The sequence below is a fragment of the Actinoplanes nipponensis genome (assembly GCF_016862275.1).
GTDB classification, from domain to species: domain Bacteria; phylum Actinomycetota; class Actinomycetes; order Mycobacteriales; family Micromonosporaceae; genus Actinoplanes; species Actinoplanes nipponensis.
This window is the reverse complement of record NZ_BOMQ01000051.1, coordinates 11,638-25,818: the sequence shown is the minus strand read 5'-3', so window position 1 is coordinate 25,818 and position 14,181 is coordinate 11,638. Positions and strand designations below refer to the sequence as shown.

Sequence of the window (14,181 nt, the reverse complement as noted above, 5' to 3'; positions counted from 1 at the left end):
CAGAAGATTGGTTCTCTCCACTCGCGCGGATCAGCGATATCTGGCAATGTCGGGGTCAGGGCTGTGAGCTGGGCCACAAGTGCCGGCGGTTGGCCCGGACGGAGGATCGATGATGATTCCACGACCGACGGTGCCCAGGCGGCCGTCACGATGGGCCGCGCTGGTCGGGGTGGCGGCCCTCGTCACCTCCCTCACGGCCTGTTCCAGCGGTCCCGAGGGCACGGTGGTCAACCTCTACGGCGGGGCCAGCGGGACCGGGTTCGACAAGATCCTGGCGGACTGCAACCAGCAGGCCCAGGGCCGGTACACCATCGTCGGCAACCTGCTGCCCAGCGACGCGGACGGCCAGCGCGACCAGTTCGTGCGCCGGCTCGCCGCCAAGGACGACGGCATGGACCTGCTCGGCATGGACGTCACCTGGACCGCCGAGTTCGCCGAGGCCAAGTGGATCCGGGAACTGACCGGGGACCAGAAGGCGCAGGCCATCAAGGACACCCTGCAGCCGCCGATCGACACGGCGACCTGGAAGGACAAGCTCTACGGGGTGCCGCGCACGACCAACGTGCAGCTGCTGTGGTACCGCAAGTCGCTGGTGCCCACCCCGCCCAAGACGTTCGACGAGATGATCGCGATGGCCCAGCAGCTCAAGGCCCAGGGCAAGACCCACGAGATCGGTCTCACCGCGGCCCAGTACGAGGGCTACGTGGTCAACGTCAACAACCTGATCACCGCGTACGGCGGCACGCTGGTCAACGAGGACAGCTCCCGGCCCACCATCGACGACAAGACCGTGCAGGCGCTGACCCTGCTCAAGAAGCTCGCCACCTCGGGTGTCACCAGCGCGTCGCTGTCCAACGCCCAGGAACCCGAGGTGTTCGCCGACCTCCAGGCCGAGCGGTCGGCGTTCTCGCTGAACTGGCCCTACGTGCTCAGCGCCATGCGGGAGGCGAACCCGAAGCTGGTCGACGACCTCGGCTTCGCCCCGTACCCGTCGGTCGACGGCGGCCCGCCGAAGGTGACGCTGGGCGGGATGAACTACGCCATCAGCACCTACAGCAAGCATCCCGAGGAGTCGTTCGAGGCGGCGATGTGCCTGCGCAACGAGAAGAACGCGCTCAGCGCCGCCCTGGACGCCGGTGACGTGCCGGCCCTGGCCACCGTCTTCGAGCTGCCGGAGTTCCAGAAGGCGTACCCGATGGCCGACGTCATGAGGAGCGAGTTGGAGGCCGCCGTGCCCCGGCCGGTGTCGCCGGTGTACCAGAACATCTCCACGCTCGTCTCCACCACGCTGTCGCCGCCGCAGAGCATCAACCCGCAGAAGGACGCGGACGAGCTGCGCAGCTCCATCAAGGACGCGATCGAGGGCAAGGGGATCGTCCCATGACCGCTACACCGACCGCCGCGGCCGCCCAGGCGGCCGAGGACCGCATGGACGACGGCACCCTCGACATCGCCCGGCAGCGGCACACCGACGCCAAGCGGGCCGAGCGCAAGCTGGGCCTGATGCTCGTCGGCCCGGCCGTGGTGATCATGCTCGCGGTGGCCGCCTACCCGATCCTGTACGCCTTCTGGCTCTCGCTGAACAAGGCCGACCTGCGCCAGCCGGACGCCAACAAGTTCATCTGGTTCGACAACTACGTCACCGTGCTGTCCAGCCCGATCTGGTGGACCGCGTTCGGCGTCACCATGCTGATCACCATCGTCGGCGCCACCCTCGAGCTGATCTTCGGCATGCTGCTGGCGATCGTCATGCACCGCACGATCGTGGGGCGGGGGCTGGTGCGCACCTCGGCGCTGGTGCCGTACGCGATCGTGACCGTGGTGGCGGCGTTCTCCTGGCGCTTCGCCTGGACCCAGGGGCTGGGCTGGCTGGCCCCGGAGAACTCCGCGCCGCTGACCGAGTTCTGGCCGTCGATCGGCATCATCATCCTGGCCGAGGTCTGGAAGACCGTCCCGTTCATGGCCCTGCTGCTGATGGCCGGCCTGGCGCTGGTGCCCGAGGACCTGCTCAAGGCGGCCTCGATGGACGGCGCGACCGCGTGGAAGCGGTTCTGGCTGGTGACCGTGCCGCTGATCAAGCCGGCCATCCTGGTCGCGCTGCTGTTCCGCACCCTGGACGCGTTCCGGGTGTTCGACAACATCTTCGTGCTCACCAGCGGGTCCAACCAGACCAGCTCGGTGTCGATGGTGGCCTACAGCAATCTGATCCGGGGGCTGAACCTCGGCATCGGCTCGGCGATGTCGGTGCTGATCTTCATCACCACCGGCATCATCGCGTTCGCGTTCATCAAGTTCTTCGGGGCGGCCGCGCCCGGATCCGACGCTGAGGGGAGGCGGTAGTCATGCAGCCGGAGACCACCAACCGCAAGCTGATGTGGTGGGGTGTCAACGCGATCGTCCTGCTGTACGCGTTCATCCCGGTGCTCTGGATCGTGTCGCTGTCGCTCAAGGACGACGCGACCCTCAACGACGGCAACTACTTCCCGACCTCGCCCAGCGACGACAGCTACACCGCGATCTTCAACAACTCCGACTTCCTGCGGGCGCTGGCCAACTCGATCGGCATCTGCATCATCGCCACCCTGATCGCCATCGCGTTCGGCACCATGGCGGCGTACGCCATCGCCCGGCTCGACTTCCCGGGCAAGCGGACGATCGTGGCCATGGCCCTGCTGGTCTCGATGTTCCCGCAGATCGCGCTGGTCACCCCGCTGTTCAAGATCGAGACGGCGGTGGGGCTGTTCGACACCTGGCCCGGCCTGATCATCCCGTACATCGCCTTCGCGCTGCCGCTGGCCATCTACACGCTGTCGGCGTTCTTCCGGGAGATCCCGTGGGACCTGGAGAAGGCCGCGAAGATGGACGGCGCGACGCCGTACCAGGCCTTCCGCCGGGTCATCACGCCGCTGGCCATGCCCGGCATCTTCACCACCGCGATCCTGGTCTTCATCTCCTGCTGGAACGACTTCCTGTTCGCGCTCTCGCTCACCTCGACCTCCAACGCGCGCACCGTGCCCGCGGCGATGAGCTACTTCACCGGGGCCACCACGTTCGAGAAGCCGACCGGACCGATCGCGGCCGCCGCCGTGGTCATCACCATCCCGATCGTGATCTTCGTGCTGGTCTTCCAGCGGCGGATCGTCGCCGGGCTCACCTCGGGCGCCGTCAAGGGCTGACCCATCCACCCGCACTCATCCACTTGGAGCTGACGTGGCCGAGATCGTTCTGGACCATGTGGTCAAGCGTTACCCCGACGGCGCCCTGGCCGTGGACGACTTCAACCTCGAGATCGCCGACGGCGAGTTCATCATCCTGGTCGGCCCGTCGGGGTGCGGGAAGTCGACCACGCTGAACATGGTGGCCGGGCTGGAGGACATCACCGCCGGCAAGCTGCTCATCGACGGCCAGGTCGTCAACGACAAGGCCCCCAAGGACCGCGACATCGCCATGGTGTTCCAGTCCTACGCGCTCTACCCGCACATGACCGTCGGCGACAACATGGGCTTCCCGCTGCGGCTGGCCGGGCTGGACAAGGACACCATCCGCACGAAGGTGCAGCACGCGGCGGAGATGCTGGAGCTGACCCAGCACCTGGACCGCAAGCCGGCCAACCTCTCCGGCGGCCAGCGTCAGCGGGTGGCGATGGGCCGGGCGATCGTCCGGTCGCCCAAGGCGTTCCTCATGGACGAGCCGCTGTCCAACCTGGACGCCAAGCTGCGGGTGCAGATGCGCACCCAGATCTCGCGCATCCAGAAGAACCTGGGCACCACCACCCTCTACGTCACCCACGACCAGACCGAGGCGATGACCCTCGGCGACCGCGTGGTGGTCATGCGCGCCGGCGTCGTGCAGCAGGTCGGCTCGCCGGCGTTCCTGTACGCCCACCCGGCGAACCTGTTCGTGGCCGGCTTCATCGGCAGCCCGGCCATGAACTTCTTCCCGGGCCAGCTCAAGCCGGACAGCGTGGTCACCGCCCTGGGCGAGGCCAAGCTGCCGGACCGGGTCCGGCAGCAGCTGAACGGGGCCACCGGCACCCGGGAGGTGATCGTCGGCATCCGCCCCGAGCACTTCGAGGAGGCCTCGCTGGTCGGCGACAAGCCGGGCGCGACCTTCGACGCCCCGGTCGACATCGTCGAGGCGATGGGCTCCGACGTGTACGCCTACTTCACCATGCAGGGCGACCAGGCGCACTCGCAGGAGCTCGACGACCTGGCCAAGGACACCGGCAACGAGCTGCACAGCGGCGGCGTCGACGTGACGGCCCGGCTGGACGCGGGGGCCGACGTCCGGCGCGGGCAGACCGCCCGGCTCTGGTACGACACCTCCAAGATCCAGGTGTTCGACGCGTCGACCGGCAAGAACCTGATCACCGACTGAGCGGCGGGGCGGGACCCGTCCGCCGGCCCGGCCGTTCCGCTGGCCGCGCGGGCCGGCGTCGGGGAGGCTGGGTGGATGACTGAGCCGCTCTGGACGGGACCCGCCGTCGCCCTGGTCAACCTGTTCGACGCCGGCGCCGCGGTCGACGCCAAGGCCACCGCCGGGCACGCCGCCCGGCTGGTCGAGGCCGGCATCCGGGCGGTGCTGGTCAACGGCAGCACCGGCGAGGCCGCCACCCTCACCGACGCCGAGCGGGTGGAGCTCGTCGCCGCCGTCCGGCACGCCTGCCCCGGCGTGCCGGTGATCGCCGGCGCCTCCGGGGAGTGGTGGCAGCAGGCCGTCACCCGGGTGGCCGGCGCCGTCGACGCGGGCGCGGACGCGGTGCTGGTCGCGCCGCCCCGGCTGGGCGGGGCGCTGACCGGCTTCTACGAGCGGGTGACCGCCGCCGCCGGGGTGCCCGTGCTGGCCTACCACTACCCGGGCGTCGCGGGCGGGCCGGTGCCGGTCGAGGCGCTGGGCGAGCTGGGCCTGGCGGGGATCAAGGACTCCAGCGGCGACCCGGCCCGGCTCGGCCACGAGCTCGGCCTCGGCGGGGACCTGGCCGTCTACACCGGGGCCTCCGCGCTGCTGGGCTACGCGAGCTGGCTGGGCGCGGCCGGGGCCGTCGTCGCGGCGGCGAACCTGGCGCCGCGCGAGTGCCTGGCCGCCTGGGCCGGCGACGCCGCCGCGCAGCACGTCGTGCTGCGCGCGGAGCGGGAGTACAAGGCGCGGCCGGGCGGGCTCAAGGAGGCGATGGGCCGGCTGTACGGCACCTCACCGGTACGCCGGCTGGGCTGAGCCCTACTTCTCCAGGTGCGTCGGGTCCAGCGTGGTCTCCCGGTGCCGGATGAACCGGTTGGTCGCGTAGGTGAGGGCCCACAGCACGACGCCGATGACCAGCAGCACGCCGGCCACCCGGTAGTCGGCGCCCGCCCGGCCGGAGAGCGGGCTGGCCAGGTAGGCGCAGGCCACCGCGCCGAGCACCGGGATCGCCGTCGGCGCCCGGAAGTGCCGGTGCTCCACCCGGTCGCGGCGCAGCACCAGCACGGCGATGTTCACCACGGTGAACACGCAGAGCAGCAGCAGCGCGGTGGTGCCGCCCAGCGCGGTCAGGTCGGCGAACCAGATCAGCCCGAACGCGATCAGCGTGGTGAACACGATGCCCACCCACGGCGTCCGGCGGGTCCGGTGCACCCGGCCCAGGATCCGGGGCAGCACCCGCTCGTTGGCCATGCCGTAGAGCAGCCGGCTGGCCATCAGCATGTTGATCAGCGCCGAGTTGGCCACCGCGAACATGGTGATGAACGCGAAGACCCACAGCGGGAACGCGGGCGCGCCGGCCGACACCACCTTCAGCAGCGGCGCGTCGCCCTCGCCGAGGTCGGCCGGGGTGACCAGCGCCACCGCGGAGATGGCGACCAGCACGTAGATCGCGCCGGTGACGCACAGGCCGGTCAGCATGACCTTCGGGAAGATCCGTACCGGATCCTTGGTCTCCTCGGCCATGTTCACCGAGTCCTCGAAGCCGACCATCGCGAAGAAGGCCAGCGCGGTGGCCGCGGTGACCGAGAAGAAAGGGCTCTCGCCCGGCGGCGAGTCGAACTGCACGAGCCGCGACACGTCACCCTCGCCGCCGCCCAGCGCCCACGCCCCGATCGCGATGACGATCAGCAGGCCGGTCAGCTCGACGCAGGTGAGCAGCACGTTGACCTTGACGCTCTCGCCCACCCCGCGGAAGTTCACCAGCGCGATCAGCGTCATGAACCCGACCGCCACCGCGGTCAGCCCGGCGCCCTCGCCGAGCGACAGGTCGAACGCCTCGGCGAAGTTGCCGGCGAACGCCTTCGACGCGCTGGACGCCGAGGTCAGCCCGGAGCACATCACCGCGAAGGTCACCATGAAGGTGAGGAAGTGCAGGCCGAACGCCTTGTGCGTGTAGAGCGCGGCGCCGGCCGCCCGCGGATACTTGGTCACCAACTCCAGATAGCTGAACGCGGTCAGCAGGGCGACCACGAAGGCGATGAGGAACGGCAGCCAGACCGCGCCGCCCACCTCGGCGGCGACCTTGCCGGTGAGCGCGTACACCCCGGTGCCGAGGATGTCGCCGACGACGAAGAGCAGCAGCAACCACGGGCCGATGACCCGGTTCAGAGCCGGTTGTTCGCGTTCCGTGCTGTCCCGGGTCTTCGCGTCCGCCATAGCCGCGTACCTCCACATCGACATGCCTGGCCTCACGGTAAGCGATGGGACGCTGACCCGCCGCCGCAGAGGCTTGTTCCGGCGCGGCCCGCGGGCGAGGATCTACCCACGTGATCCCACCCGCCGGAGGACGACATGCACATCGTGCTGGCTGCCAAGCCCGACGCCGACCAGCCCTGGATCACCGACGCGGTGGCCCGCCTGGCCAAGCAGACCGGCGCCACCGTGGCGGTCGTCGCGGTGGATCACGTGGAACTCGAGCGCTTCTCGCCCGCGCCGCGCAGCGTCTTCGTCCGGGCCGCCGGTGAGGCCGTGGACGCGGCGGTACGCCGGCTGGCCGCGGCCGGGATCGAGGCGCAGGGCACGGTGCTGCCCGGCCGTCCGCTCGACCGGATCATGGACTTCGCCGACCAGCAGCGGGCCGACGTGATCGTGGTGGGCGCGAGCACCCGGCCGGCGGTGGCGGAACGGCTGCTCGGCAGCCTCCCGCTGCAACTGATCGAGAAGGCGTCCCGGCCGGTCCTGGTGGTCACCCGGCCGGACGCCTGACCGGCGCTCGGCGGCCGCGGTCGCCGGCTCAGCGCGGGCCGGCCGGCTCGCGGTCGGCCCGGTACAGCTGCACCTGGTCCGGATACATCCGCGGGCAGGCCACCCCGGCCAGCTCCAGCGCCGCGCCGGTGACCACGGCGCCCGAGCGGTCCGCCCCCCACCACCGCGGCGCGATCAGGCCGGCCGGCTCGGCCCCCACCACCACCGGCCCGACCCGGTAGCGGGCCGCGGGGTCCAACCCGCGCAGCCGCAGCCGGGGGACCGGATCGGGGACGATGCTGTCGGTGATCGCCATCGCGAACAGCGCCCGGGACCGGTCCGGCGCGACCACCCCGTGCACCAGCACGCGGTCGTCGTAACCGTCCATCCGCACGAGGTCCCCGCCCAGCAGCAGCTCGCGTTCGCGCCGGAAGAACGCCACCCACTCGCGCAGCTCGGCGGTCTCGGCCGGGGTCGCCCCGGTGAGGTCCCACTCGATGCCCAGGTGGCCGAAGACCGCCGTGCCGGCCCGGAAGGCCAGGTCGTGGCGGCGCCCGGTGACGTGGGAACGGCCGGAGGCGATGTGCGAGCCGAGATACTCCGGCGGGACCAGCTGGGTGGTCCAGCGCATGATCCGCTGGCGGTCGTGGGCGTCGATGTTGTCCGAGACCCAGACCCGGTCGGTACGCTCCAGCACCGCCAGGTCGACCCGGGCGCCGCCGGACGAGCAGGACTCGATCTCCAGTCCCGGGTGCGCCGCGCGGATCTCGTCCAGCAGCCGGTAGAACGCCAGTGTCTGGGCGTGCACGCCGGGGCGCCCGCCGTCGGGCCGGGTGCCCGCCTCGATCAGGTCCCGGTTGTGGTCCCACTTGAGGTAGCCGATGTCGTACTCCGCGAGCACGGCCAGGATCTGCGTCCTGACGTGCTCGTAGGCCTCCGGCAGGCCGAGGTTGAGCACCTGCTGGGTGCGCGCCTCGACCGGCCACTCCGCGCGGGCCGCCATGATCCAGTCGGGGTGCGCCCGGGCCACGTCCGAGTCCGGGCTGACCATCTCCGGCTCGAACCACAGGCCGAACTGCATGCCCAGCTGAGCGACCCGGTCGACCAGCGGGTGCAGCCCGGCCGGCCAGACCTGGGCGGAGACCACCCAGTCGCCCAGGCCGGAGGTGTCGTCGCGGCGGGAGCCGAACCAGCCGTCGTCCAGCACGTACCGCTCGACGCCGGCCGCGGCCGCCCGCTCGGCCAGCCCGGTCAGGCGGTCGAGGTCGTGGTCGAAGTAGACGGCCTCCCACACGTTCAGCGTCACCGGCCGCCGCGGCGACACCGGGGGCCGGCGCGCGCGCAGGTGCCGGTGGAAGCGCCGGGCCACCTCGTCGAGGCCGTCGCCGTACGCGGCGTACACCCAGGGGCCCTCGTAGGTCTCGCCGGTCGCCAGCCGGACCTCCCCGGGCAGCAGCAGCTCGCCGCCGCCGAGCAGCCGCTCGCCGGTGTGCACCTGCTCGGCGTAGTGGGTGTGGTTGCCGCTCCACGCCGTGTGCACGGCCCAGATCCGGCCGGCCGCGAAGCCGAACCCGGCGGTGCCCGCGTGCAGCAGGTACGCGCTGTCGGCGCCGGTGCGGCCCTTGCGGTTCTCCCGCAGGTGCGTGCCGGCCGGGAACGGGCTGCGCACCGGCACCCGTTCCTGGTTGTGCCGGCCGGTGAAGTCCAGCAGCTCGTCCGCCTCGGCCGGCACCGGGAACGCCAGCACCAGGTCGTCCAGGGCGTACCCCTCGGCCGCCCGGTTGCGCAGCGCCGCCCGGGCCCGCAGCAGCCCGGCGGGCAGCAGCTCCAGGACCAGCCGCAGCTCCAGCCGCCCGGCGTCGTCCACCGCCCGGACCTCGACCCGGCCGGGGCCGCCGGCGTGGAACGCGGGCGCCGGGGCGCCGTCGACGGTGACGGCGGCGACGGTGAACGCGGGGGACCAGCCGACGCCGGCGAACGAGCCGCGCAGGCCGGGCCGGCCCGTCCAGCCGGCGTCGTGGCCGGGCAGGACGGCCACCCGCGGCCGGACCTCCGGGTCGTTGGAGCCGGCCACCGGCTCGCCGGTGGCGACCAGCGCCTGCGCCTGCTCCGCGTCGAGGCCCGGCAGCGCCCGGCCCCAGTAGGCCAGGGCGGGCAGGCGCCCGGCGGTGGCGTCGATCAGCACCGTGACACCGGCCGCGGTCAGGGCGAGGAGCATGCCGTCACCCTAGCGAGAAGGCTCAGCCGGCCAGGCGCGTACGCAGCCAGTCGTGGAAACCCGCGAGGTGGTGCTCGCTGGGCACCAGCACGCCGCCGGCCGCGTACGCGCGCGAGGCCATCCCGGGCTGGCAGCGCTCGCAGGCGTCGAAGTCCTGCCGGTTGACCCGGTCGAACAGCTCCACCGAGCGGGACAGGTCCCGGCCCTCGGCGACCACCTCGGGCCGGTAGAGCCAGTCGCACTCGACCACCGTGCGGTCCGCCGCCAGCGGGTACATCCGGTGCAGGATCACGTGGTCGGGCACGAGGTTGAGGAAGACCTGGGGCCGGATGGTGACCGCGAAGTAGCGGCGGTCCTGGTCCCGGTCGATGCCGGCGATCGGGGTCACCCCGGCGCTGCCGTCGACGGTGAAGCCCTCGACGTCCGGCCCGAACTCCGCGCCGTGGCCCACGTAGTACTGCGCCGCGAAGCCGCCCGCGAACTCCGGCAGCACGTGCACGAGCTCCGGGTGGATGGTCGCGCAGTGGTAGCACTCCATGAAGTTCTCGATGATCAGCTTCCAGTTGGCCCGCACGTCGTAGCGGATGCGCCGGCCGACCGTGAGGTCCTCGATGCCGTAGCGCTCCACCGCGGCCAGGTCGCCCAGCCGCTCCTCGCAGGCGCCCTGCACGGTGGCGGCGAAGGACGGCGGCGTCTCGGCCAGGCAGACCCAGACGTAGCCCAGCCACTCGCGCACGTGCACCGGGCTCAGGCCGTACGCGACGCGGTCGATGTCCGGCATCTTGACCAGGTTGGGCGCCGCGACCAGCTTGCCGTCCAGGTCGTAGGCCCACGCGTGGTACGTGCAGCGGAAGGTGCGCTTGACCGAGCCGGTCTCGTCGGCACACAGCTGGGCGCCGCGGTGCCGGCAGATGTTGAGGAACGCCCGCGCCTGGCCGGCCGCGTTGCGGGTCACCAGCACGCTCTCGCGGCCCACCCGCACGGTCCGGAACGCGCCGGTCGGGCCGACGTCCGCGCCGCGCACCGCGCAGAACCACATCTGCTCGAAGATGCGCTCCTGCTCGGCAGTGAAGATCGCCGGATCGGTGTAGTAGGCGCCCGGCAGGGTCCGCAGCAGGCTGGCGGGCAGCTCGGTCATGGTCATGAGGTCACCCCTGTGCGGCGGCGCGGGTGGAACAGGTCGATCGGGTGCGGCGTGGTGCCCGTGGTGGCCAGGTCGGCCAGGATCTCGCCGACCACCGGGACGAACTTGAAGCCGTGCCCGGAGAAGCCGCACGCGACGGTGACCGCCTCGTGCGCCGGGTGCCGGGCGATCACGAAGTGCTCGTCCGGGGTGTTGCTGTAGAGGCAGGTCTTGGCGCGCAGGAACGTGCCGGGCAGGTCGGGCAGGTTGCGCCGGGCCCGCTCGGCCATCGCGCGGATCTCGTGGTCGTGCACCTCGCGGTCGATGGTCTCCGGGGTGGTGGCCGTCCCGCCCCGGAAGAACGCCACCTTGGCCCCGCCGTCCGGGCCGTCGATCGCCGGGAAGCCGTAGATCTGGCGGCCGTCCGCCTCCTCCCAGATGTAGATCGGGTGCCGCTCGGGCCGGAACGGGTCGACCCCGCCGACCGGCTGGAACCAGTACTGCACCTGGCGTTCGATGGTGAACGGCACGCCGAGGTCGGCCAGCAGCTGCGGCGCCCACGGGCCCGGGGTGATGACCAGCTGCCCGGCGGTGTACGAGCCGGCGCCGGTCTCCACCCGGACACCGCCGCCGGTCGCGGGCGCCCAGCCGGTCATCGGCTCGTCGAAGCGCAGCTCGGCGCCCGCCCGGGCGGCCAGCGTGAGCTGGGCCGACACCGTCGCCTCGGGACGGACGAAGCCGGCCCGGGCCTCGTAGAGGGCCACCTCGTCCGGGCGCGGGCTCAGCGTGGGGAAGCGCCGGCGCAGCGCGGCCGCGTCGAGCATCTCGTGCTCGAGTCCCCACCGCTCGGCGCTGAGCCGGCTGCCGGAGACGGTCAGGCTCTCCGGCCGCCCGACCATCACCCCGCCGGTCAGTGTGATGACGTCGGCGCCGGAGTCGCGGGCCAGCGCGTCGTAGAGCTCGTAGGCGCGCAGCAGCAGGGGCACGTAGTCGGGGCTCTCGAAGTAGGACTGCCGGGTGATGCGCGAGCCGCCGTGGCTCGCCCCCCGGTCGTGGGCCGGGCCGAACTTCTCCAGGCCCAGCACCCGGACCCCGCGCGCGGCGAGCCGGTGGACGGCGGCGCTGCCCATGCCACCCAGCCCCACCACGATGACGTCGAATGCGGCCACGCTGGCTCCTATCGCCGGATGCGTTCGTGTTTCGGGTCGAACAGCGGCTCGGCGGCCACGCGGGCGCGCAGCAGCCGGTCGAAGTAGCCGACCTGGACGGCCGTGCCGGGCACGGCGATCGCAGCCGGCAGCCAGGCGTACGCGATGGGCGCGCCGATGGTGTGCCCGTACGCCGCGCTGGTCACGAACCCCACCGGCTCGCCGCGGGCGTACACCGGCTCGCGGCCCATCGGCACGCAGCCCTCGTCCTCCAGCAGCAGGCAGGTGAGCAGTCTGGTGGGCTCCCGGCGCTCCAGCAGCGCGGCCCGGCCGACGAAGTCGCCCCGGTCCAGCCGGACGGCGAAGCCGAGCCCCGCCTGGTACGGGTCGTCCTCGGCGGTCATGTCGGCGCCCCAGGCCCGGTAGCCCTTCTCCAGCCGCAGGCTGGTGAACGCGGCCCGGCCCCCGGCGACGACGCCCAGCCCGGCGCCGGCCTGCCACAGCGTGTCCCACAGGCGCAGGCCCAGCTCGGCGGTGGTGTAGACCTCCCAGCCCAGCTCGCCCACGTAGGACAGCCGCAGCATGGTGACCGGCACCGGGCCCAGGTGGGCCCGCCGCGCCTTGAAGTAGCCGAACGCGCCGGCCGAGACGTCGATGTCGGCCAGCGGCGCGACCAGCTCCCGGGCCAGCGGGCCCCACACGCCCACGCAGCAGGTGGCGCCGGTGATGTCGCGGATCACCACGTCCCGCGGGGCGCGGCGGGCCAGCCAGTCGAGGTCCAGCGGGCCGTTGACGCCCACCTGGAACCGGTCGTCGGCGAGCCGGGCCACGGTCACGTCGCTGCGGATGCCGCCCGCGTCGTCCAGCAGCAGGGTGTAGACCACGGTGCCGACCGGGCGGTCCACGTCGTTGCTGGTGAGCCCCTGCAGGAAGGAGACCGGGCCGGTGACCTCCAGGCGGGTCAGCGGGGTCATGTCGTAGAGGGCGACGCGTTCGCGGGTGGCCTGCGCCTCGGCCGCCGCGATGGGCGACCAGTGCCGGGCCGACCAGTCGTCGCGCGGCGCGGCCACGCGGGGCAGCGCGGCGTTGGCCTCGTACCACAGGGGCCGCTCCCAGCCGGCCGCCTCGCCGAAGACCGCGCCGAGCTCGCGCTGCCGGACGTGGAACGGGCTCACCCGCAGGTCCCGCACCGACGGCGGGTCGAGCGGGTGGACGATGTCGTAGACCTCGACGAAGCTGCGCACCGAGCGTTCCCGCACGTAGGCCGGGGACAGCTGCGCGACGTCGAAGCGGTTCAGGTCGCACTCGTGCAGGTCGACGCCCGGGCGCCCGTCGACGAGCCACTCGGCCATCGCCCGGGCCACGCCCGCGGAGTGCGTCACCCAGACCGCCTCGGCCGTCCAGAAGCCGCGGACCTCGCGGGACTCGCCGAGCAGCGGGAAGCCGTCCGCGGTGAACGAGAAGACGCCGTTGAAGCCCTCCTCGACCGCGCTGCCCGCCAGGCCGGGCAGCAGGCCGGCCGCGGCCCGCCACGACTCGGCGAAGTCGTCCGAGGTGAACGTCAGCATCGACGGCTGCGGGCCCGCGGCCAGCTCGGCCAGCGTGACCGGCATCGGCCGGTGCAGGTAGGAGCCGATGCCCAGCCGGTCGCCGTGGGACCGGAAGTAGAGGTCGCGGTCCTGGTGGCGCAGGATCGGGGCGGGCAGCGGGCCGGGCAGCGGCGCGGTCCGGGCGTACTGGTGGGCCATGGGCAGCAGCGGCACCGGCACGCCGGCGAGGGCGCCGACCGCGGGGCCCCAGAAGCCGGCGCAGCTGACCACGGTGTCGGCCGGGTAGTGGGCGTCGTCCGTGCGTACCCCGGTCACCCGGCCGTCGCTGCGCTCGATCGCCACCACCCGCTGGTGCGGCAGGAACCGCGCGCCGCGGGCCGTGGCCCGGCGGGCCTGGGCCTCCGCGGCGTCCACGGCCCGGGCCAGCCCGTCACCCGGCACGTGCAGCCCGCCGAGCACCTCGCCGAGCAGCGGGTACCGGTCCCGGGTGGCCTCCGGGCCGAGCAGTTCGGCCTCGATGCCCCAGGCGGTGGCGTAGCCGTGCCGGCGGTGCAGCTCGCGCAGGCGTTCCGGGGTGGTGGCCACCTCCAGGCTGCCGACCGCGTCGAAGCAGCCGAGCTCGGTCAGCTTGTCCACGGTGTACCCGGCGAGGCGGGCCATGGTCCGCGACGGGTTGGTCCGGAAGACCAGGCCCGGGGCGTGCGAGCTGGACCCGCCGGTGCGGAACAGCGGGCCCTGCTCCAGCACCGTGACGTCGGTGCGGCCGCGCAGGGTGAGCTCGTCCGCGAGCGAGCACCCGACGATCCCGGCGCCGATGATGACGATCGTCATGCCCTGTGTCCCTTCGACGAACGAAAACGCGGGGCCGGGCTCCGTCGTCACAGGATCCGTAGGGCCGGCGGCGGCGGTCAATGGGTGATCGAGACTTTTACCGCGACGCAACAAACCCTGCCGGGCGTGACGGTCGACACAATACGATACGAGGCTGTTCCGTATCGT

Annotated in this window: 11 protein-coding genes; 6 read left to right on the top strand and 5 right to left on the bottom strand. The window is 72.5% G+C overall.

Features of this window, described 5'->3' with window-relative positions:
* Positions 1–109: 109 nt before the first annotated feature.
* From Ani05nite_RS20300 to Ani05nite_RS20280, 5 genes are all read left to right on the top strand, one after another.
* Positions 110–1,384 carry an ABC transporter substrate-binding protein gene (locus Ani05nite_RS20300; protein ID WP_239130419.1) on the top strand — a complete coding sequence of 425 codons (1,275 nt, stop codon included), beginning with the start codon at positions 110–112 and terminating at the stop codon, positions 1,382–1,384.
* Complete coding sequence (locus Ani05nite_RS20295; protein WP_275410584.1) at positions 1,381–2,340, top strand: carbohydrate ABC transporter permease; 960 nt, start codon at positions 1,381–1,383, stop codon at positions 2,338–2,340. The genes Ani05nite_RS20300 and Ani05nite_RS20295 overlap by 4 nt, the downstream gene beginning before the upstream one ends.
* Positions 2,341–2,342: 2 nt before the next feature.
* The gene (locus Ani05nite_RS20290) at positions 2,343–3,176 is read left to right on the top strand and encodes a carbohydrate ABC transporter permease (RefSeq protein WP_203770385.1); all 834 of its coding nucleotides are present in this window, start codon (positions 2,343–2,345) and stop codon (positions 3,174–3,176) included.
* A gap of 34 nt (positions 3,177–3,210) precedes the next feature.
* On the top strand, positions 3,211–4,377 hold the full coding sequence (locus Ani05nite_RS20285) for an ABC transporter ATP-binding protein (RefSeq protein WP_203770383.1): 1,167 nt from the start codon (positions 3,211–3,213) through the stop codon (positions 4,375–4,377).
* Positions 4,378–4,452: 75 nt separating this feature from the next.
* Positions 4,453–5,214: a dihydrodipicolinate synthase family protein gene (locus Ani05nite_RS20280; RefSeq protein ID WP_203770381.1), complete on the top strand. Its 762-nt coding sequence runs from the start codon at positions 4,453–4,455 to the stop codon at positions 5,212–5,214.
* A gap of 3 nt (positions 5,215–5,217) precedes the next feature.
* Here Ani05nite_RS20280 and Ani05nite_RS20275 read toward each other — a convergent pair whose 3' ends face one another.
* Positions 5,218–6,615 carry an APC family permease gene (locus Ani05nite_RS20275; RefSeq protein ID WP_203770379.1) on the bottom strand — a complete coding sequence of 466 codons (1,398 nt, stop codon included), beginning with the start codon at positions 6,613–6,615 and terminating at the stop codon, positions 5,218–5,220.
* 135 nt (positions 6,616–6,750) lie between these two features.
* On the opposite strand from Ani05nite_RS20275, the gene Ani05nite_RS20270 reads away from it, so the two are divergent.
* Complete coding sequence (locus Ani05nite_RS20270; protein WP_203770378.1) at positions 6,751–7,164, top strand: universal stress protein; 414 nt, start codon at positions 6,751–6,753, stop codon at positions 7,162–7,164.
* Between the two features lie 28 nt (positions 7,165–7,192).
* Here Ani05nite_RS20270 and Ani05nite_RS20265 read toward each other — a convergent pair whose 3' ends face one another.
* The 4 genes from Ani05nite_RS20265 to Ani05nite_RS20250 are packed head-to-tail and all read right to left on the bottom strand — an operon-like array spanning position 7,193 to position 14,013.
* Complete coding sequence (locus Ani05nite_RS20265) at positions 7,193–9,361, bottom strand: alpha-galactosidase (RefSeq protein WP_203770376.1); 2,169 nt, start codon at positions 9,359–9,361, stop codon at positions 7,193–7,195.
* A 22-nt stretch (positions 9,362–9,383) separates the two neighbouring features.
* The gene (locus Ani05nite_RS20260) at positions 9,384–10,505 is read right to left on the bottom strand and encodes an aromatic ring-hydroxylating oxygenase subunit alpha (RefSeq protein WP_203770374.1); all 1,122 of its coding nucleotides are present in this window, start codon (positions 10,503–10,505) and stop codon (positions 9,384–9,386) included.
* On the bottom strand, positions 10,502–11,653 hold the full coding sequence (gene solA, locus Ani05nite_RS20255; protein ID WP_203770372.1) for an N-methyl-L-tryptophan oxidase: 1,152 nt from the start codon (positions 11,651–11,653) through the stop codon (positions 10,502–10,504). The genes Ani05nite_RS20260 and solA overlap by 4 nt, the downstream gene beginning before the upstream one ends.
* Before the next feature lie 8 nt (positions 11,654–11,661).
* Positions 11,662–14,013 carry a GcvT family protein gene (locus tag Ani05nite_RS20250; RefSeq protein ID WP_203770370.1) on the bottom strand — a complete coding sequence of 784 codons (2,352 nt, stop codon included), beginning with the start codon at positions 14,011–14,013 and terminating at the stop codon, positions 11,662–11,664.
* Between the last annotated feature and the right edge of the window lie 168 nt (positions 14,014–14,181).